The organism is Microbacterium sp. 16-032 (genome assembly GCF_041079455.1).
GTDB lineage: Bacteria > Actinomycetota > Actinomycetes > Actinomycetales > Microbacteriaceae > Microbacterium > Microbacterium testaceum_A.
Genome location: NZ_JBFYGQ010000003.1, coordinates 250,698 through 269,297, shown reverse-complemented (window position 1 = coordinate 269,297; position 18,600 = coordinate 250,698). Strand labels below are relative to the sequence as shown.

General features: G+C 70.4%; 17 protein-coding genes and 1 tRNA gene. 9 read left to right on the top strand and 9 right to left on the bottom strand.

From position 1 onward, the window contains the following. Nucleotides 1-18: 18 nt before the first annotated feature. The 3 genes from AB6V31_RS07575 to AB6V31_RS07565 are packed head-to-tail and all read right to left on the bottom strand — an operon-like array spanning nt 19 to nt 2,887. Nucleotides 19-792, bottom strand: a complete 774-nt coding sequence (locus AB6V31_RS07575; protein ID WP_074695133.1) for an ABC transporter ATP-binding protein — start codon at nt 790-792, stop codon at nt 19-21. After that, nucleotides 789-1,787 (bottom strand): FecCD family ABC transporter permease, encoded by a 999-nt coding sequence (locus tag AB6V31_RS07570; protein ID WP_369365081.1) that lies wholly within the window; start codon nt 1,785-1,787, stop codon nt 789-791. Before AB6V31_RS07570 ends, AB6V31_RS07575 begins: the two co-directional genes overlap by 4 nt. Nucleotides 1,788-1,840: 53 nt before the next feature. Then, nucleotides 1,841-2,887: an ABC transporter substrate-binding protein gene (locus tag AB6V31_RS07565; RefSeq protein WP_369364878.1), complete on the bottom strand. Its 1,047-nt coding sequence runs from the start codon at nt 2,885-2,887 to the stop codon at nt 1,841-1,843. A 203-nt stretch (nt 2,888-3,090) separates the two neighbouring features. Between AB6V31_RS07565 and AB6V31_RS07560 the strand changes: the two genes are divergently transcribed. From AB6V31_RS07560 to AB6V31_RS07545, 4 genes are read left to right on the top strand one after another with little or no spacing between them, the layout of a single operon-like run. Continuing rightward, entirely contained in the window at nt 3,091-3,876 is a 786-nt protein-coding gene (locus AB6V31_RS07560) for a DeoR/GlpR family DNA-binding transcription regulator (RefSeq protein WP_369364877.1), read from the top strand. Beyond that, nucleotides 3,873-4,838, top strand: coding sequence for a 1-phosphofructokinase family hexose kinase (locus AB6V31_RS07555; protein WP_074695129.1), 966 nt, complete (start codon nt 3,873-3,875; stop codon nt 4,836-4,838). The genes AB6V31_RS07560 and AB6V31_RS07555 overlap by 4 nt, the downstream gene beginning before the upstream one ends. A gap of 18 nt (nt 4,839-4,856) precedes the next feature. Then, the gene (locus AB6V31_RS07550; protein ID WP_369364875.1) at nt 4,857-6,917 is read left to right on the top strand and encodes a fructose-specific PTS transporter subunit EIIC; all 2,061 of its coding nucleotides are present in this window, start codon (nt 4,857-4,859) and stop codon (nt 6,915-6,917) included. A gap of 27 nt (nt 6,918-6,944) precedes the next feature. After that, on the top strand, nt 6,945-7,214 hold the full coding sequence (locus tag AB6V31_RS07545; RefSeq protein ID WP_056230686.1) for an HPr family phosphocarrier protein: 270 nt from the start codon (nt 6,945-6,947) through the stop codon (nt 7,212-7,214). A gap of 86 nt (nt 7,215-7,300) precedes the next feature. Here the strand turns inward: AB6V31_RS07545 and AB6V31_RS07540 are convergent, their stop codons facing one another. Continuing rightward, nucleotides 7,301-8,182 carry a hypothetical protein gene (locus AB6V31_RS07540; RefSeq protein WP_369364873.1) on the bottom strand — a complete coding sequence of 294 codons (882 nt, stop codon included), beginning with the start codon at nt 8,180-8,182 and terminating at the stop codon, nt 7,301-7,303. Nucleotides 8,183-8,186: 4 nt separating this feature from the next. Next, nucleotides 8,187-8,825 (bottom strand): MBL fold metallo-hydrolase, encoded by a 639-nt coding sequence (locus AB6V31_RS07535; RefSeq protein WP_369364872.1) that lies wholly within the window; start codon nt 8,823-8,825, stop codon nt 8,187-8,189. A 186-nt stretch (nt 8,826-9,011) separates the two neighbouring features. Here AB6V31_RS07535 and AB6V31_RS07530 point away from each other — a divergent pair. After that, nucleotides 9,012-9,087, top strand: a tRNA-Glu gene (locus tag AB6V31_RS07530). A gap of 165 nt (nt 9,088-9,252) precedes the next feature. Here AB6V31_RS07530 and AB6V31_RS07525 read toward each other — a convergent pair. Further along, nucleotides 9,253-10,329 carry a DUF4349 domain-containing protein gene (locus AB6V31_RS07525; protein ID WP_369364870.1) on the bottom strand — a complete coding sequence of 359 codons (1,077 nt, stop codon included), beginning with the start codon at nt 10,327-10,329 and terminating at the stop codon, nt 9,253-9,255. Beyond that, complete coding sequence (locus AB6V31_RS07520) at nt 10,326-10,880, bottom strand: RNA polymerase sigma factor (protein WP_369364869.1); 555 nt, start codon at nt 10,878-10,880, stop codon at nt 10,326-10,328. The genes AB6V31_RS07525 and AB6V31_RS07520 overlap by 4 nt, the downstream gene beginning before the upstream one ends. A gap of 175 nt (nt 10,881-11,055) precedes the next feature. On the opposite strand from AB6V31_RS07520, the gene AB6V31_RS07515 reads away from it, so the two are divergent. Next, the gene (locus AB6V31_RS07515) at nt 11,056-12,123 is read left to right on the top strand and encodes a TerC family protein (protein ID WP_268104918.1); all 1,068 of its coding nucleotides are present in this window, start codon (nt 11,056-11,058) and stop codon (nt 12,121-12,123) included. A gap of 102 nt (nt 12,124-12,225) precedes the next feature. On the opposite strand, the gene AB6V31_RS07510 is transcribed toward AB6V31_RS07515, so the two are convergent. After that, nucleotides 12,226-13,539: an LLM class flavin-dependent oxidoreductase gene (locus AB6V31_RS07510; protein WP_369364868.1), complete on the bottom strand. Its 1,314-nt coding sequence runs from the start codon at nt 13,537-13,539 to the stop codon at nt 12,226-12,228. Then, nucleotides 13,536-14,846 (bottom strand): O-acetylhomoserine aminocarboxypropyltransferase/cysteine synthase family protein, encoded by a 1,311-nt coding sequence (locus AB6V31_RS07505; protein WP_369364866.1) that lies wholly within the window; start codon nt 14,844-14,846, stop codon nt 13,536-13,538. The genes AB6V31_RS07510 and AB6V31_RS07505 overlap by 4 nt, the downstream gene beginning before the upstream one ends. A gap of 259 nt (nt 14,847-15,105) precedes the next feature. On the opposite strand from AB6V31_RS07505, the gene leuC reads away from it, so the two are divergent. The 3 genes from leuC (at nt 15,106) to murA (ending at nt 18,599) form a co-directional block, all read left to right on the top strand. Then, a complete protein-coding gene (gene leuC / locus AB6V31_RS07500; RefSeq protein WP_056230831.1) occupies nt 15,106-16,566 on the top strand; it encodes a 3-isopropylmalate dehydratase large subunit in 1,461 nt (486 codons plus the stop codon). Nucleotide 16,567: 1 nt separating this feature from the next. Next, a complete protein-coding gene (leuD, locus tag AB6V31_RS07495; protein WP_074695124.1) occupies nt 16,568-17,164 on the top strand; it encodes a 3-isopropylmalate dehydratase small subunit in 597 nt (198 codons plus the stop codon). A gap of 61 nt (nt 17,165-17,225) precedes the next feature. After that, nucleotides 17,226-18,599: a UDP-N-acetylglucosamine 1-carboxyvinyltransferase gene (murA, locus tag AB6V31_RS07490; RefSeq protein WP_074695123.1), complete on the top strand. Its 1,374-nt coding sequence runs from the start codon at nt 17,226-17,228 to the stop codon at nt 18,597-18,599. The last annotated feature ends 1 nt before the right edge of the window (nt 18,600 follow it).

Sequence of the window (18,600 nt, the reverse complement as noted above, 5' to 3'; positions counted from 1 at the left end):
GAGGGTGGACGGAAGGGATCAGGATGCCAGCGGCCCGTCGAACAGGATCGTGGAGCGCCCGGTCTCGGCATCCGGGATCACTCTCGCCCTCACCTCGTACACCTCGGCGATGAGCGCCGGCGTGAGCACTTCGGCGGGGGCTCCCGCGGCGACGACGGCGCCCTCGCGCAAGACGAGCACGCTGTCGCAATAGGTCGCCGCGAGGTTGAGGTCGTGCAGGGCGATGATGCTCGTCACCGGCAGAGCAGCGACCAATGCCAGCACGTCGAGCTGGTGACGGATGTCGAGGTGGTTCGTCGGCTCGTCGAGCAGCAGCTCGCGGGGCTCCTGCGCCAGGGCGCGGGCGATCTGCGCACGCTGACGCTCTCCACCGGACAGGGTGTGCCAGAGGCGGTCGGCCTTGTCCGTCAGGGCGACCCGCTCGAGCGCCGCGGCGATCGCCTCCTCGTCGCCGCTGGTCGACCCGCCCCAGATCGGGCGGTGCGGAGTGCGACCGAGGCGCACGACATCGCGGACCATGATGTCGGCGTCGGTCTCGGCGTGCTGCGTGACCACCGCGACCGTGCGGGCGAGATCGCGGCGGCGCCACTGCGTCAGCGGCCGCTCGTCGAGCAGGACCTCGCCGGAGTCCGGCCGCGCCGCGCCCTGCAGCAGGCGCAGCAGCGAAGACTTGCCCGAGCCGTTGGGCCCGAGCAGACCCACGGTGGTCCCGGGGTCGGGATGCAGCGAGACGCCGTCGACGACGAGGGTTCCCCCGCGCGTCCAGCGCACCTCGCGGGTTTCGAGCGTCATGCGCGTCCCCTCCGTCGAACGAGCAGAGCGACGAAGACGGGGACGCCGACGATCGCCGTCCCGACCCCGACCGGCAGGGGCGTCGGAGCGAAGAGCGTGCGCGTCGCGGCATCCACCCACACCATGAACACGGCGCCGACGACCGCCGCGAGCGGGACCACGCGCATGTGACGCTGGCCGACCAGCAGGCGGACGGCGTGCGGCACGACGAGGCCGACGAAGCCGACCGCGCCGACGACGCTGACCAGGGCTGCGGTCATGAGGGCCGTCACGATGAGCAGCCCGATGCGGGTGCGGGCGACGGGAATGCCGAGCGAGGCGGCCACGTCGTCGCCGAACGTGAAGGCATCGAGGGCGCGTGCCGCGAACAGGCACACCGCACCCCCGACGACGACCACGACGGCGCACAGGACGACCTTGTCCCAGCGCATGCCCTCGAGCGAGCCGAGGAGCCAGAACATCACGCCCCGCGTCTCGTCGCTGTCGGCGACCGCGAACACGACGAGAGAGGTCAGCGCCGAGAAGAACTGCGTGCTGGCGACACCGGCCAGGATGACGCCCGAGGTACCGCCCGAGGTGAAGCGCGACAGCAGCAGCACGAGACCGAACGCGACCAGTGCGCCGACGAAGGCTCCGCCCGACAGGCCGAGGACCCCGCCGCCGATCCCGAGCACGCCGATCACGACCGCGCCGGTCGACGCCCCCGACGACACGCCCAGCACGAACGGCTCGGCGAGCGGGTTGCGCAGCAGCGACTGCATGACGACCCCGCAGAGCGCGAGACCTGCCCCGGCGCAGGCGGCGACCAGGGCGCGGGGGAGACGCTCCTCCCACACGATGGCGTTCTTCGCGGCCTTGACCGGGATGTCGGCGAGACCGAGGTGGTTCAGCAGCACGTCGCGCACGTTCACCAGCGACACGTCGGCGGGGCCGAGCGTGACCGCGACACCCACCGAGATCACCAGGACGACGAGGCCGGCGAGAGCGAGCAGGATGCCGAGTCCCGCGGAACCCCGACCGAGTCGGGCCCGCGAGACGACGGGCGCGCTCAGAGCGTGCTCCCGTTCTCGTCCCACCAGGCGCGGATCTTGTCGAGCGCGTCGACGAAGCGGATCGAGGGGTTCAGTTCCGCGCCGTGCAGCGCGATGTACCGCTTCTCCTTCACGGCGGTCATGGTGCTGGTGAGCGGGTCGCTCTCGAGGAACGCGATCTTGTCGGCGAGCCGGTCGCCCGGGAAGCGGTCCCGCTGCAGGTCGCCCAGCACCAGCACGTCAGGGTCGGCCGAGACCATGCTCTCCCACCCGACCGCGGGCCAGTCGTCGGTCTGCCCGGCGAACACGTTGGTCATCTTGGTGGTGGATGCCAGGAGTGCGGCGTTCGAGAATCCCCCCGCGACGTAGGGGGTCTTGGTGTCGGCGAACCAGAAGGCGACGCTGTGGCCCTCGAAGTCGATGCCCTCGGTCGCGGCGGCGGCCCGCTGCTGCAGCGAGGAGATCAGCGCCTCGCCGCGATCCGAGACGTCGAAGACGCGGGCGAGGTCGCGGATCTCGCCGTACAGCGCGTCGATCGTCAGCGGGGTGGTCCGCTTTCCGCCCGCGTTGAAGCTCACGTCTCCGTCACAGTCGGTGGGGGAGAGGTAGGAGGCGATACCGGTCTCGGCGAAGCGATCCCGCGTGGCGACGCCACCCTGGGCGAAGTGGCGGCCGAACGAGGCGGTGACGAAATCGGGATCGGTTCCGAGCACGACCTCGTACGAGGGGGCGTTGTCGGACAGACGGGGAACGGCGGCGTTCGCCTCGGCGAGCGAGTCCAGAACAGGATCGGTCCAGGATGCCGTGCCGACCATGCGGTCCTGGAGCCCCAGCGACAGCAGGATCTCGGTGGAGTCCTGGTCGAGCGAGACCACGCGGCTGGGGGCCTGATCGACCGTGATCTCGCGCCCGCAGTTCTCCAGCGTCAGGGGGTAGACCGTGGCGCCCTCTCCGGCCGAGGTGGCGGAGGCTTCGGGAACGACCTCCGACGCTCCGCAGCCGGTCAGAGCGGCTGCGGCGGTCAGCAGGACGAGGGGGAAGGCGAGGGCGCGGGCGCGTGGCATCCGGGAACTCCGTAGGGATCGTGGAACGAGCGGCCCGACGGCGGACCAAAGGTAAGGATAGCCTCACTTTCTGCGCGGCCGAGTCGCGGTTCTTCGTTCGTGTGGCAAATCGCGCTGTCGCTGGATTGCTTTCCCCGTTCGCATTTCTGTTGCCGTGTGTGGTTTCGTGTTGTATCATGTGGGAATCTTCGAAGGGGATTCCCGTGTACGCAATGGAGCGCCAGCAGCTCATCGAGCGCGAACTGCGCGACGTCGGACGCGTCAGCGTCGTCGACCTCGCCCGCCGCTTCGACGTCACGACCGAGACCGTCCGCCGCGACCTGGACCGCCTCGAGTCGCTCGGATCCCTGCGCCGCGTCCACGGCGGGGCGGTCGACATCGGTCGCGCCAGCACTGCTGAGTCCCCCCTCACCGAGCGCCGCGAGCGCCACCGCGATGCCAAGCGCGCGATCGCCTCCGAAGCCGTGTCTCTGCTCGGACCGGACTTCCGCGGCTCGATCTTCGTCGACGCCGGCACGACCCCCGCCGAGGTCGCCTCGCTCCTTCCCGCCGCTCTCGGAGCGGGCATCGGCGGTGTCGAGGTGGTCACGCACTCCCTCGAAGCCGCACACCTGCTCGCCGGAGAGGAGCGTCTCTCGCTCACCACCATCGGCGGGCGCGTGCGCGGCGTCACCGCGGCCGCGGTCGGAGCGCACACCGTCCGCGCGATCGGACAACTGCGTCCGGATATCGCGTTCGTCGGAACGAACGGTCTCAGCGCCGGTTTCGGACTCAGCACCCCCGACCCCGAAGAGGCCGCGGTCAAGGCGGCCATCATCCAGTCCGCCCGTCGCGTGGTCCTCCTCGCAGACGCGGCGAAGTTCGGCGAAGAGCTGCTCGTCCGCTTCGCCCGACTCGACGAGCTCGACGTGCTCGTGACCGACGCCGCCCCTCCGGCGGCCCTTTCCGAGGCCCTCGCGGCCGCCGACATCGAGGTGCGCGTCGCATGATCGTCACTCTGACCGCCAACCCGTCCGCCGACCGCGCCGTCGTCCTGTCCGAGGCCCTGCAGCCCGGCGAGGTGCAGCGCGCCCTGTCGTCGCGCGAAGACGCCGGAGGCAAGGGCGTGAACGTCGCCCGCGTCGTCTCGGCCGCGGGAGCCCCCGCGCGCGCCGTGGTGCCGGTCAACGCCCACGACCCCTACCGGATGCTCCTCGAAGACACCGGCATCGCCCTCGACGCGATCGAGGTGGCCGGTCGGGCCCGGGCGAACCTCACGATCACCGACCCGGCGGGCGAGACGACCAAGCTCAACCTGCCGGGTGCCGAACTCTCGGCGGCCGAAGCCGACGCCCTCGTCGCGGGCGTCGTCGCCGCGTCGCAGGGCGCGACCTGGCTCGTCCTCGCCGGCTCGCTTCCGCCCGGAGTGCCGGTGTCGTTCTACGCCGACCTCATCGCCGCGGTGCGCGAGCGCTGGGGCGCCGCCGCCCCGCTCATCGCTGTCGATGCCTCCGGGCCGGCGCTCAGCGCCGTCGTCGCCACCGCCCGCCCCGACCTCATCAAGCCCAACCACGAGGAGCTCGCCGAACTCGTCGGCGAAGACCCCGCAGCCGACGACGACGTGCACGACGCCGCCTCGCGCCGCGCACGCACGCTGGTTCCGGGCCGCGTGGCATCCGCCCTCGTGACCCTCGGCGCCGACGGCGCCCTGCTCTTCACGGCTGACGGAACCTGGCGCGGTCGCGCCCCCCGCATCCAGGTCGCCAGCACCGTCGGCGCGGGCGACAGCTCGCTCGCCGGCTACCTGCTCGCCGACCTCGAGGGCGCGACCGCGCCCGACCGTCTCGCGCGCAGCATCGCCTACGGAGCGGCCGCCGCCACTCTGCCCGGCACGCAGGCGCCGACCCCCGACGATCTGCCCGCGGGGCCGATCGCCGTCACCGAATTCCCCACCCCCATCGCAACATCCTGACCACGGAGGTCACTGACAATGTCCGACATCATCACTCCGGAGCTCGTCACTCTCGACGCGCCCCTGGGCACCGACAAGCAGTCGGTGATCCGTGCTCTCGCCGAGCGCGTCGTCGCGCAGGGCCGCGCGCGCAGTGCCCAAGAGCTGTTCGACGACGCGTGGGCGCGTGAGCAGAAGGACGAGACCGGCCTGCCCGGCGGCATCGGCATCCCGCACGCGCGCAGCGCCTCGGTCACCGAGCCCACCCTCGCCTTCGCGCGGCTCACGCCCGGCGTCGACTTCGGTGCCCCCGACGGACCCGCCGACATCGTGTTCCTCATCGCGGCGCCCGAGGGTGCCGACGAGGCTCACCTCTCGGTGCTGTCACAGCTGGCCCGCAGCCTCATGAACAACGACTTCATGTCGGGCCTGCGTTCCGCGCAGACGCCCGCCGAGGCCGTGACGCTCATCACGGCTGCCATCACCCCGGCCGCCGCACCCGCGGCAGCCCCGGCGGCGGCAGCGCCCGCGGCCACGCGCGCCGAGGCCCGCACCGCCACCAAGACCAAGAAGATCGTCGCCGTCACCGCGTGCGCCACGGGCATCGCCCACACCTTCATGGCCGCCGACGCGCTCACCGCCGCCGGCGCCGAGACCGAGGGCGTCGAGCTCATCGTCGAACCGCAGGGCTCGAGCGGCTACAAGGCCCTTCCGCAGAGCGTGATCGACGACGCCGACGCCGTGATCTTCGCGGTCGACGTCGACGTGCGCGAGCCGCAGCGCTTCGCGGGCAAGCCCGTCGTCCGCGCGGGCGTCAAGCGCGGCATCGAGCAGCCGAAGCAGCTCATCGCCGAGGCCCTCGCCGCCAGCGAGAACCCGAACGCCGCTCGCGTGCAGGGCGGTGGCGCCGCGGCATCCGCTTCGGACGCCCCCGTCGCGCAGCAGTCGGTGGGGCGCCGCATCCAGCGCTGGCTGCTGACGGGTGTCAGCTACATGATCCCGTTCGTCGCCGGTGGTGGTCTGCTCATCGCGCTCGGCTTCCTGCTCGGTGGCTATGAAGTCACCAAGAACGCCGCGAACGTCATCATCCAGAACTCGCTCTGGGACCTGCCGACCGAGAACATCACCTCGTCGTTCGGCCCGGTGGGTCAGTACCTCGGGTCGGTCGCCTTCATGATCGGCGCCACGTCGATGGGCTTCATCGTCGCCGTGCTCGCGGGCTTCATCGCCTACGCGATCGCCGACCGCCCCGGCATCGCGCCCGGCTTCGTCGCCGGTGCCGTCGCCGTGCTCATGAACGCCGGCTTCATCGGCGGCATCATCGGTGGTCTGCTCGCGGGCTTCATCGCCTGGTGGCTCGGTCGCTTCGACGCGCCCCGCTGGCTCCGCGGCCTCATGCCCGTGGTCATCGTGCCGTTCCTCGGTTCGATCTTCGCCTCGGGGCTCATGATCCTGTTCCTCGGTCGTCCGATCGCGGCCCTCATGGCGGCGCTCACCGACGGTCTGACCTCGCTCGCCGCCAGCGGTGCCGGAGCCATCGTGCTCGGCGTCATCCTCGGTCTGATGATGTGCTTCGACCTCGGTGGACCCGTCAACAAGGTGGCGTACGTCTTCGCCACCACGGGGCTCGCCGCCGCGACCCAGACGAACACCACCCCGTACCTGATCATGGCGGCCGTCATGGCCGCTGGCATGGTGCCCCCGCTCGCGATGGCCCTCGCCTCGACGCTGCTCGCCCGCAAGAAGTTCACCCCGGTCGAGCGCGAGAACGGCGCGGCCGCGTGGCTGCTCGGTGCTTCGTTCATCTCCGAGGGCGCGATCCCGTTCGCCGCGGCCGACCCGCTGCGCGTCATCCCCGCGTCGATGGTCGGTGGCGCCATCACGGGTGGTCTGAGCATGCTGCTCTCGGTGCAGTCGTTCGCACCTCACGGAGGCATCTTCGTCTTCTTCGCGATCAACCCCTTCTGGGGTTTCGCCCTCGCAATCGTGGCGGGTACCGTCGTGACTGCGCTGATCGTCGTCGCCCTCAAGGGCATCGGCCGCAGCACGCAGGACGCCGCCGTCACCGAGGCTGCTCCCGCAGCCACGGTCGCCGCGTAACACCCCGTCGAATCGGAAGGATTCACCATGGCAGAACGTCAGGCCACCATCGCGAGCGCCTCGGGCCTCCACGCCCGCCCCGCGAAGCTCTTCGTGCAGGCCGTGCAGGAGAAGAAGATTCCCGTCACGATCGCCGCCGAGGGCGGTGCCGACCTCAACGCCGGCAGCATCCTGTCGCTCATGGGCCTCGGCGCCGGTCACGGCACCGTCGTGACGCTGAAGGCCGAGGGTGAGGGTGCCGAGCAGGCGCTCGACGAGCTCGTCGCCCTTCTCGAGACCGATCTCGACGCGCAGTAAGCGCCTCTTCCCAGAACACCGGATGCCACGGCCCCAGGGCTCGTGGCATCCGGTGTTCTTTTGTCGAGTCGGGGGCTGCGGCGGTGTCAGCTCTCGTCGATCGCGACGGCGAGCATTCCCTGGCCGTCGCGCGACAGCGTGCCGCGGAATGAGGGGGCGAGGTCTTGCGGCGTCTCGAACCGCCAGCTGCGGCCATCGTCCGTCCACACGCGCTCGATCGTGAGCGACGCCGTGGAGGGAGGGGCGTCGGCCGAGGCCCCTCGGAGGCCCGCCGGGCAGGTCGCGGCGGCGAGGCAGCGCTCCCGTTCGGCGCTGAGCAGCGGTGCGGCTTGGGCTCGCAGCGCGTCGAGAGCATCGTCGGGCACGGCGGCCAGCGCAGAGGGGTCGCCGTCGTAGCCGGTCACCCCGCTGCCGGGGACCTCGATGAGGAAGCTCTCGGTGCGCTGCAGCACGCCGGTCGGATCCGTGACGGCGATCCGGTATCTGCCGGGCCACGCGACGCCCGTGGACGCATCGCCCGCGGGGAGGACGCACGTGTCGTCGACCGTCACGTCGGCGATGGTGGGGCCGTCGAAGGCGAGCTCGAGTCTCCAGTCGTCGGGAAGAACGACCGCCCAGTCTCCGTCGCGCTTCTCGAGGTTGAGGGTCGTCGAGACCGGTTCGGGGGCGCGGTACGACACGTCGGCGGTGGCCGTGTCGCCCTGGACGGCGACGGAGTCGACCGAGGGCGCGGCGATCGACCGAGCCCGATCGGAGTCCTGCGCCATCTCGGGGCACGCCAGGTCGTCCGAGGTCGCCGTGGACATGGCGAGGGCCTCGGCGGCGCGCCCGTCCGCCAGCGCGCGCAGGAATGCGTCGGTGGCTGAACGCGCCCCCTGCGTATCGTCGGGCGTCTGCGCGGAGCACGCGGAGGCGAGCAGCCCGACCGTGAGGAGCGCCGTCAAACCCGCCGCCCGCTTCGACACCATCCCCTCAGACCTCGACCGAGTCGCCCGGCTTGAGGTCGACGAACGAGCCGCCGTTCTGCTCGACGGCCCAGGTGAGGCGCGCGTCGCCCATCTGCTTGCCGGCGACCGACAGGGTCATGTCGTGCGTGGCGAAGACACGCTCGGGCTTGACGTCGAGGACGTAGTCGATGACCTCGCCGATCTTCAGCCAGGGGGCGCCGACCGGGGCCGCGAGCAGGGCGATCTTCTTGTGCTTGGGCACCGCGTAGGAGTCGCCCGGGTAGTACACCGCGTCGTTGACGAGGACGCCGACGTTGTCGACCACCGGAATGGAGGAGTGGATGACGGCGTGCTTGCCGCCGAAGAACTCGAGGTGGAAGGGGCCGAGGTCGAGGGTGTCGCCCGGGTGGACCACGGTGACCTCGAAGCCCGCGGCCGCCTCGCTCACGCCCTCGGGTCCGTAGATCGGCACGCCCGGGTGCGCCTTCTGCAGGCGTGTGAGGTGCTCGGGCGTCCAGTGATCCGCGTGCTCATGCGTGATCACGACCCCCGCGAGGTTCGTGAGGTTGTCCAGCGGCGAGGTGAAGCTGCCCGGATCGATCACGAGCGAGTGACCGGATTCGACGAGGATCAGGGCGGCGTGTTCGTGCTTCGTGAGGCGCATACTCCGAGTCAACTCCCGACGGCGGGAGAGAGGCAAGCGCTGGCGCGAAGGGTGAACAGCGTCTAACGGCTCTTCCCTGTGCGCCCAACTCGCGGTACCGTGGCCGGACACGCCCGGGATTTCGACGGTTCGGCCTCGATTTTGCGTGCGCGTCAATCGTGATGCATACTTGAACGGTTGCGACGCGGCCCCATCGTATAGCGGCCTAGTACGCCGCCCTCTCACGGCGGTAACGCGGGTTCGAATCCCGCTGGGGTCACCAACACGACGAAGAGCTTCGACCGAATGGTCGGAGCTCTTCGTCGTTGTGGTGGGTGCGGCCGGGGAGAAGGAGCTCGCGGACGCTCGAGCAGACTCGGATGCCGAGACGATCCGGCATCCGATCCCCGGCTCCTTCCGTCGGTCCGAGGCTGCTGAGCGTTGCAGCTCAGCCTTCGCGCGCCTCGCGACCGCGCCGCAGCGCCCGGCGCACGCCCCACGTCACCGCGAGGACCACTGCCGCGACCGCGATCCAGGGCAGCAAGAAGCCGAGGCCGATCACGATGCCGTTGAGCGTGGCCACCAGACCGTTCCAGCCGGCGCCGAGCCCGTCGCCGAAACCGGCGGGGTCGGCGGCGACGGCGGGGGAGCGTTCGACGAGCTGCACGCTGAGCGACGACATCGCGACCTGGGACTCGACCGACTGCAGCACCTGACGGTCGGAGTCGAGCTGCGCCTGTCGCTCGGCCAAGGCGGATTCCGCCGTGATCAGGTCGGACACCGAGCCCGCCTTCGCCATCAGCTCCGTGAGTCGCGCCACCGAAGCCTCGCCGGCCGCGACTCGCGCGCGCAGGTCGACCGTCTGCTCGGTGACGTCGGAGCGGTTGACGGTCGTGGCCGTGATCACTCCGACCTGGCGCAGTCCGTCCATCGTGCTCGTGAGGGCGGCGGCGGGGACGCGCACGGTGATCCAGCCCGAGGATGCCGCGGGCCCGGTCGCCGAGCCCTCGTACGGCACCGCGCCGATCGCACCGCCCAGCTGCGACGACTCGACGTATCCGCCCGCCCCGGTCGCGGCGGAGCCGATCGCGTCGATCGCCGCGGCGATGTCGTCCACTTCGACCGTGCTGGAGCCGGTGGCGACGATGTCGCGGGTCGCCGCGTCGCGCGCCGCAGCGTCTCCCGCGGCGGCCCCGGACGACGAGGACGACCCCGCGGCCTGCTCGCCCGGGGCGATCGGCGCGACGGGTGGGTTTAGGGCGGATCCGCTCGAGTACTGGTCCGTGAGCCCCTGGCTCTCGGCCCCGACGACGGTGCTCGATCCGCTGGACCCCGAGGTGGCGGTCAGCGACGGGCCGACGAACGCGGCGACCACGACCACGGCGGCCGCGGCTCCGGCGCCCGTCCAGATCCCGCGACGACGGCGGCGCGTGCGCTCGCGCTCGTCGGCGATCCGGCCGAAGACGGCGGCTTCGATGGCATCCATCCGGTCGGCGGGGAGAGGGGGAAGAGTGGGCGTGGTCAAGGGGTCTCCGTCTCCATCGCGGTGGCGCGCACCCGGGAGCGGATGCGGGAGAGGCGGTTGCGAACGGTCCCGTGCGACACGCCCAGCGAGGCGGCGGCGGCTTCGTACCCGTAGCCCTCGGCGGCGCACAGGCGGAAGATCTCGCGGTCGAGGTCGCTGAGCCGATCGACGGCGGCCAGGATCGCGGCCACGGTCTGCGCCTGCACGACCTGAGCCTCGACGTCGACGGACGAGGGGATCTCGTCGTCGAGCGCCGCGTGCGATCCATGGCGACGACGCGCCCTCAGTCGGTTCTGCGCCTGCAACCGGCAGACGGTCGCGAGCCAGGGCAACAGGGACTCGCCCTCCAGCCGCAGCGACGGAATCTTCCGCCAAGCGACCACGAACGTCTCCTGCACCACGTCCTCGGCGTCCGCGGGCTCGCCGACCAGACCGAAAGCGATCCAGTACACGGGTCGCGCGTACGCCCGATACAGCTCGCGATACGCGACCTCCGACCCGCCGGCGGCGCGCGCCACGAGGGCCCTGTCGTCGATGACTCCGTGGGTCATGGCATCCGTTCCGCTCTCCGGGTGAGCCCCGGGAAGCACTCTCTCACTCAGAGGTGTCCGGCTCGAGCGGATCGTCTCACGGATGTACGCACGTTATGAGCACTAGGTGCACAACCCCGTGCCCGGCGGGAGCGAGCGGATAAACTCGAGCGTTTCCCCGATGAAAGGCCCCGCGATGGAGCTGCAGCTCGACCCCCTCTTCCAGACGATCACGCTCGTCGTGCTCGTGCTGATCCTGGTCGCCGACCTGCTGATCATCCTCAAACGCCCGCACATCCCGGCGGCGAAAGAGTCGACGCTCTGGGTCGTGTTCTACGTGACCCTCGCGCTCATCTTCGCCGGCGTCCTCTGGATCGTCGCCGGGGGAGAAGTCGCGGGACAGTTCGTGGCGGGCTGGCTGACCGAGTACAGCCTCTCGATCGACAACCTCTTCGTGTTCGTGCTGATCATGGGGCAGTTCGCGGTGCCGCGTCGGTACCAGCAGGAGGTGCTGATGGTGGGAATCATCATCGCGCTCATCCTGCGCGGCGCCTTCATCCTGGTCGGCGCGACGATCATCGAGAACTTCAGCCCGATCTTCTACCTGTTCGGTGCGTTCCTGGTCTACACGGCGATCCGCCAGGCGTTCCCGGGCGACGACCACGACGACGACTCGCAGAAAGAGAACCTCATCGTGCGGACGCTGCGTCGCGTGCTGCCGATGAGCGACTCGTACGACGGCAAGAAGGTCATCACACGCGTCAAGGGCAAGAAGCTCTTCACCCCGATGATCATCGTGTTCGTCGCGATCGGCGTGACCGACCTGCTGTTCGCGATCGACTCGATCCCGGCGATCTTCGGCATCACGCAGAGCCCGTTCATCGTGTTCACGGCCAACCTCTTCGCGCTGATGGGTCTGCGCCAGCTGTACTTCCTGCTCGGCGACCTGCTCGACCGCCTGAAGTTCCTGCACTACGGCATCGCGTTCATCCTCGCGTTCATCGGTGTGAAGCTGATCCTGCACGCGATGCACGTCAACGAGCTCTCGTTCATCAACGACGGTGAGCCCATCGAGTGGGCGCCCGAGATCTCGACGTGGGTCTCTCTCGCGGTGATCGTGGTGTCGATGGCGGTCGCGACGATCGCCAGCCTCATCGCCGCCCGCCGCGAGCCCGCGTCCGTCGACGGGCCTCAGGATGCCGCGGCCGACGTCGCCGACGAGAAGGGGACGCCCCGCACGGTCGAGCAGCCGAAGGGCGACTGAGCCGACGAGGACCCTGCGGGTCGACGACCCGGAGCGTGTCGAAGGGTCCGGGCCCCGCGACCCCCGGCGGGCTCAGCCACCTGAGGCCACGGCATCCGGAATCTAGAACGCGCGCAGATTCGCCTGAAGTCCGCCGTCGACGTACTCCTCGCGGAGGATGCCGCGCCGACGCAGGATCGGCACGAGGTCATCGAGTACGCGATGCACGGTGACAGGGTGCAGGTCGCCCCACAGCAGCACGCCGTCATTGCCCCACGTGCCGAGTTCTTCGATGCGGTCGGCGAACTCGTCGGCCGTCCCCACGAAGCCGGAGCCGTCGTCCAGGCGGCCCACGCGTGCGTGCGCGGCGAGGATCGTGCGCAGGGGAGCGTCGTCGTCGTGCTTTCCGACGAGCCGCTTGATGCTGCCCTCCGACACGTGCTCGCCGAAGATCGACCGGTCGAGCGGCTTGTCGAGGTCGAGACCGGTCAGATCGGTCTCGAGATCGCTCGACTGCTTGCGGGCGATGGCGACGAGCGCCTCGTCATCGGGGTGAGCGGATGCCGCGACCAGGCGGTCGGCTTCCTCCGGCGACGAGACGAGCACGGGCTGGATCGCGAAGAGGATCTTGATGTCTGCCGATGTGCGCCCGGCGGCCTCGGCTGCCGCGTGGATGCGGCCGCGGTAGGCCCGGATGCTCTGTTCGTCGAGAGGTGCGAGCGCGAGCTGCACGTCGGAGTTGTGCCCGGCGAACGACAGGCCGCGGCCGGATCCGCCGGGGGACACGATCGCGGGCGCGCCGTCGGTGAAGGGCACCGCGTTCAGCGGTCCGTCGAAGCCGAAGTGCTCTCCCCGGTGCCGCACCGCCTCGAGCTTCGTGCCGTCGGCATAGACACCCGTCTCTTCGTCGGCGACGAGAGCGCCCTCGCCCCAGCTGTTCCAGAGCTTCCGGATGCCGTCGAGCCACTCCTCCGCCCGGTCGTAGGCCGCATCGTGCCCGAGCTGCGGCGCGGTCGAGAAGTGGCGCGCGCTGCCGGTGTCGGTGACGACGTTCAGGCCGAGACGGTGGCCGCTCAGGTGCTGGAGCGTCGCGAACTGCCGAGCGGCGGTGTACGGCAGGTACGCGGCCGGGTTGACCGTCGGCACCACGCCCAAATGCTGCGTCGCCGCGAACAGGTACGGTGCGAGCAGCAGCGGGTCGTGCTTGGGCCCGCCGAAGGCGTGACGCACGCGCAGGTCGATCGTGTCGGCGCTGCCCAGCGAGGGCGCGTCTTCGATGATCAGCAGGTCGAAGCCGGCCTGCTCGAGCGTGCGGGCGGAGTCCTGGTAGAGGCCGGGCTCGGTCCAGCGGTGGTTCCAGCGCAGGTAGGGGTGGCCCCACCCGTGGGGGCCGAAGCCGCGCGCGAGGAACCAGCCGAAGTGCTGCAGCCGGCTCACAGCACGACCGTCTCGCGCTCGAGCACGGGGACGCGCACGAGCGCCTGTTCGAGGTCGGCGAGCAGGTCGTCGATGTCTTCGATGCCGATCGACAGGCGGATCGTGCCGGGGAAGACGCCCGCCCGCTCGCGCTCGGCGACGGTGCGGGCGGCGTGCGAGGTGCTCTGCGGGTGCAGCACGAGCGAGCGCACGTCGCCGAGGTGGGTCATGTGCGTGATGACCTCGACCGACTGCACGACGTGGCGCGCCGCCTCGAGACCGCCGCGCAGGGTGACGGTGAAGACCGACCCGAAGCCGCGCGTCAGGTAGCGCTCACCGAGACCGTGGTGGGGGTGCGAGTCGAGACCGATGTAGTCGACGCGCTCGACCTCGGGGCGCTGTTCGAGCCAGCGGGCGACGGCGAGGGCGTTCTGCGACTGCCGCTCGACGCGCAGGCTCAGGGTCTCGATGCCCTGGCCGATCAGGAAGGCGTTCAGCGGCGAGGGCGAGGGGCCGAACCGCGGCGCCACGCTCTCGCGGATGTACTGCCCGCGCGCGCGGGCGCCGTACTTCTCGGCGTAGCTCGCCCCGCCCAGACGGTCGGTCTGCACGAGGTGGGCAAAGCGGTGACCGGATGCCGCGGCGTCGAAGCGACCGTCATCGACGATGACACCGCCGAGCACGGCACCCTGACCCGCCAGGAACTTGCTCGCCGAGTGCACGACGACTGCGGCCCCGTGCTCGATCGGGCGAAGCAGGTACGGAGTGGTGAACGTGCTGTCGACGACGAGCGGGATGCCCTGCGCGGCGCCGATGGCCGCCACCGCGGCCACGTCGAGCACGTCGTTGCGGGCGTTCGAGAGCGTCTCGGCGAAGAGGGCCCGGGTCCGGGGCGTGATCGCGGCGCGCCAGGCGTCGAGGTCGTCGGTGTCGACGAAGGTCGTTTCGACGCCGAGGCGCGCGAGGTTATCGAGCAGGAGGCCGCGCGTGCCCTCGTAGATGTGCTCCGACACGACGACGTGGTCGCCGGCTCCGGCGAGGGCGAGCAGCGCGACGGTGACCGCCGCCTGACCGCTCGAGACGAGCACGGCCTGGTCGCCGCCCTCGAGCGAGGCGAGACGCTCTTCGACCGCGTGCACGGTGGGGTTGCCGGTGCGGCTGTAGCCGAAGCCCGTGCCCTCGCCGAAGTGCGCGGCCGACTCGTCGAGGTCGCTGAACGTGAAGCCCGCCGTGAGGTAGATCGGGGTCGCGCGCGGGCTCGCCTGCGCGGTCGCCGCTCCTGCGTGGACCTGGCGAGTGGAGAAACCGGTGTCGGCGCCTGCGGCCATGGCGCACTCCTTCCTTCGGGTCGGCCCAGATTCGCACGCGCGGGCTCCGGGCGGCGAAACGTGCGTCGCTCTGTGACGCCGCCGACGCGGCATCCGCCACCCGTCCCCGGCGGCGGGGGTGTCGGACGCCGGTGGTATCGTGACGACGTGCGGATCGCTCGCCTCCTCCTTAGCGGCCGCGACGAGACCTTGTTCTAGGCCTCTCTCGTCGCGGAGTTCGTCGCGGGCCTCACACCCCCTTCCGAGGAGAAACGCAAACATGAGCACGATTCCCGAGAACCCTCGCACCCTGGCCGAGAAGGTCTGGGACGACCACCTCGTGGTCAAGGGCGAGAACGGTCAGCCCGACCTCATCTACATCGACCTCCACCTCGTGCACGAGGTGACGAGCCCTCAGGCCTTCGACGGCCTGCGCGCCGAGGGTCGCCCCGTGCGCCGGCTCGACCTGACGATCGCGACCGAAGACCACAACACCCCGACCCTCGACATCGACAAGCCGATCGCCGACCTCACCAGCCGCACGCAGATCGAGACGCTGCGCCGCAACGCCGACGAGTTCGGCGTGCGCATCCACTCGCTGGGCGACAAGGAGCAGGGCATCGTCCACGTGGTCGGCCCGCAGCTCGGCCTCACCATGCCGGGCATCACCGTCGTGTGCGGCGACTCGCACACCTCGACCCACGGCGCGTTCGGCGCGATGGCGTTCGGCATCGGCACCAGCGAGGTCGAGCACGTGCTCGCCACCCAGACCCTGCCGCTCAAGCCCTTCAAGACGATGGCGATCACCGTCGAAGGCGAGCTGAAGCCCGGCGTCACCGCGAAGGACATCATCCTCGCGATCATCGCCAAGATCGGTGCCAACGGCGGCCAGGGCTACGTGCTCGAGTTCCGCGGCAGCGCGATCCGCTCCCTCTCGATGGAGGGGCGCATGACGATGTGCAACATGTCGATCGAGGCCGGCGCCCGCGCGGGCATGATCGCCCCCGACGAGACGACCTTCGCCTACGTCAAGGACAAGCCCCACGCGCCGCGGGGCCAGGACTGGGACGACGCGGTCGCCTACTGGCGCACGCTGCCGAGCGACGAGGGCGCAGTCTACGACGCCGAGGTCTTCCTCGATGCGAACGAGCTCGAACCCTTCGTCACCTGGGGCACGAACCCGGGCCAGGGCGTCTCGCTGAGCGACGTCGTTCCGACCCCGGCCGACATCACCGACCCCAACGAGCGCGCCGCCGCCGAGCGGGCGCTCGAGTACATGGACCTGCAGGCCGGCACCCCGATGAAGGACATCCCAGTGGATGCCGTGTTCATGGGTTCCTGCACCAACAGCCGCATCGAAGACCTCCGCGCCTTCGCCTCGGTCATCGAGGGACGCACCAAGGCCGAGAACGTCCGCGTCATGGTCGTGCCGGGATCGGCGCGTGTGCGCCTCGAAGCCGAGGCCGAGGGCCTCGACAAGGTCTTCACCGACTTCGGCGCCGAATGGCGCTTCGCGGGGTGCTCGATGTGCCTGGGCATGAACCCCGACCAGCTGGCCCCGGGGGAGCGCTGCGCGTCGACCTCGAACCGTAACTTCGAAGGACGCCAGGGCAAGGGCGGGCGCACGCACCTCGTCTCGCCGCTGGTCGCCGCGGCCACGGCCGTGCGCGGAACGCTGTCGAGCCCGGCCGATCTGGACCCCGTTCCCACCGAGACCGTTTCGACCGGGGCGGAGGCCTGACATGGAGAAGTTCACCACGCACACCGGTGTCGCCGCGCCTCTGAAGCGCTCCGCCGTCGACACCGACCAGATCATCCCCGCGGTGTTCCTCAAGCGCGTCACCAAGACCGGCTTCGAAGACGCCCTGTTCTCGAACTGGCGCCAGGACCCCGGGTTCGTGCTCAACCAGGACGCCTACCGCTCGGCATCCGTCCTCGTCGCCGGCCCCGACTTCGGCACCGGATCCAGCCGCGAGCACGCCGTGTGGGCGCTGCGCGACTACGGGTTCCGTGTCGTGCTGAGCCCCAAGTTTGCCGACATCTTCCGCGGCAACTCGGGCAAGCAAGGCCTGGTCACGGGCGTGATCACCGAGGACGAGGTCGAGCAGATCTGGGCCGTCCTCGAGGCGAACCCGGGCATCGAGATGACCGTGGACCTTACCGCGAAGACCGCCACGGTCGGCGACCTCCAGGTCTCGTTCGAGATCGACGATTACACTAGGTGGCGGCTTCTCGAAGGGCTCGATGACATCGGGCTCACTCTGCGTGACGAAGACAAGATCACGCAGTTCGAGGCGCGCCGCGAGGCATGGCGGCCGCAGACCCTTCCGGTCCGCTGAGCCCGATCGACCCGATCGGGTCGATCTGCCGCCCCTCGTCCACGAAGTGAGGTCCACCCCCATGAGCACACTCGTCACCGACTCCGGAGACCAGAACCCCGGACAGCCCGACTGGGAGGCGGCCGAAACTCTTTCGATCCGCGGCGGTCGGCCCCTGCGCGGGACCGTCGAGGTCAAGGGCGCGAAGAACCTGGTGACGAAGGCCATGGTGGCCGCGCTCCTGGGCGAGACCACGAGCACGCTCCGCGACGTGCCGATGATCAGCGACGTCAAGGTCGTCCGGTCGCTCCTCGAGGTGCACGGCGTCACCGTGACCGAGGGTGACGAGGAGGGCACGCTTCACCTCGACCCCTCGGGCGCGGTCGCCGCGCACTTCGAAGAGATCGACGCGCACGCGGGGGCCTCGCGCATCCCGATCCTGTTCTGCGGGCCGCTGCTGCACCTGCTCGGCGAGGCGCTCATCCCCGACCTCGGCGGATGCCGCATCGGCGATCGCCCGATCAACTTCCACATGGACGCCCTGCGCGCCTTCGGCGCCGTCGTCGACAAGAGCTACGAGGGCATCCGCATCACGGCCCCGAACGGCCTCCACGGCGCCAATATCACCCTGCCCTACCCGAGCGTCGGCGCGACCGAGCAGGTCCTGCTCACCGCCGTCCGCGCGAAGGGCGTCACGGAGCTGCGCAACGCCGCGATCGAGCCCGAGATCATGGATCTCATCGCCGTCCTGCAGAAGATGGGCGCGATCATCTCGTACGAGCCCAACCGCGTCATCTTCATCGAGGGCGTCGACAAGCTCGTCGGCTACGACCACCGCGCGATCTTCGACCGCAACGAAGCCGCCTCGTGGGCCTGTGCCGCGCTGGCGACCGACGGCGAGATCTTCGCCAAGGGCGCCCGCCAGCAGGACATGCTGACCTTCCTCAACGTCTTCCGCAAGGCCGGCGGCTGGTTCGACGTCCGCGAGGACGGCATCCTGTTCCGCCGCGGCGACGCCCTCAAGCCCGTCATGGTCGAGACCGACGTGCACCCCGGCTTCATGACCGACTGGCAGCAGCCGCTCATCGTCGCCCTGACGCAGGCCCCCGGCACCTCCACCGTCCACGAGACCGTGTACGAGAACCGCCTGGGCTTCACCGAGGCGCTCAACAAGATGGGCGCCGACATCGTCGTGCACCCCAAGGGCATCTCGAGCCCCGATCGTCGGGTGCCGCGTCGCGACCTCGAGCAGGCGGCCGTCATCAACGGCCCGACGCCGTTGCACGGCGCCGACGTCGAGGTCCCCGACCTGCGCGGCGGCTACAGCTACGTGATTGCGGCCCTGGCCGCCGAGGGCGAGTCGACCGTGCGCAACATCGGCATCATCCGCCGGGGCTACGAGAAGTTCCTCGAGAAGCTGACCGCTCTCGACGCCGACTTCGACGTCGTGGGCTGAT

Excerpts from the sequence above, each read along its gene's own strand:
- AB6V31_RS07575 (WP_074695133.1), bottom strand. The coding sequence starts at position 792 with ATGACGCTCGAAACCCGCGAGGTGCGCTGGACGCGCGGGGGAACCCTC.
- AB6V31_RS07565 (WP_369364878.1), bottom strand. The coding sequence starts at position 2,887 with ATGCCACGCGCCCGCGCCCTCGCCTTCCCCCTCGTCCTGCTGACCGCC.
- AB6V31_RS07555 (WP_074695129.1), top strand. The coding sequence starts at position 3,873 with ATGATCGTCACTCTGACCGCCAACCCGTCCGCCGACCGCGCCGTCGTC.
- AB6V31_RS07550 (WP_369364875.1), top strand. The coding sequence starts at position 4,857 with ATGTCCGACATCATCACTCCGGAGCTCGTCACTCTCGACGCGCCCCTG.
- AB6V31_RS07545 (WP_056230686.1), top strand. The coding sequence starts at position 6,945 with ATGGCAGAACGTCAGGCCACCATCGCGAGCGCCTCGGGCCTCCACGCC.
- AB6V31_RS07540 (WP_369364873.1), bottom strand. The coding sequence starts at position 8,182 with ATGGTGTCGAAGCGGGCGGCGGGTTTGACGGCGCTCCTCACGGTCGGG.
- AB6V31_RS07535 (WP_369364872.1), bottom strand. The coding sequence starts at position 8,825 with ATGCGCCTCACGAAGCACGAACACGCCGCCCTGATCCTCGTCGAATCC.
- AB6V31_RS07520 (WP_369364869.1), bottom strand. The coding sequence starts at position 10,880 with ATGACCCACGGAGTCATCGACGACAGGGCCCTCGTGGCGCGCGCCGCC.
- AB6V31_RS07515 (WP_268104918.1), top strand. The coding sequence starts at position 11,056 with ATGGAGCTGCAGCTCGACCCCCTCTTCCAGACGATCACGCTCGTCGTG.
- AB6V31_RS07505 (WP_369364866.1), bottom strand. The coding sequence starts at position 14,846 with ATGGCCGCAGGCGCCGACACCGGTTTCTCCACTCGCCAGGTCCACGCA.
- leuC (WP_056230831.1), top strand. The coding sequence starts at position 15,106 with ATGAGCACGATTCCCGAGAACCCTCGCACCCTGGCCGAGAAGGTCTGG.
- leuD (WP_074695124.1), top strand. The coding sequence starts at position 16,568 with ATGGAGAAGTTCACCACGCACACCGGTGTCGCCGCGCCTCTGAAGCGC.
- murA (WP_074695123.1), top strand. The coding sequence starts at position 17,226 with ATGAGCACACTCGTCACCGACTCCGGAGACCAGAACCCCGGACAGCCC.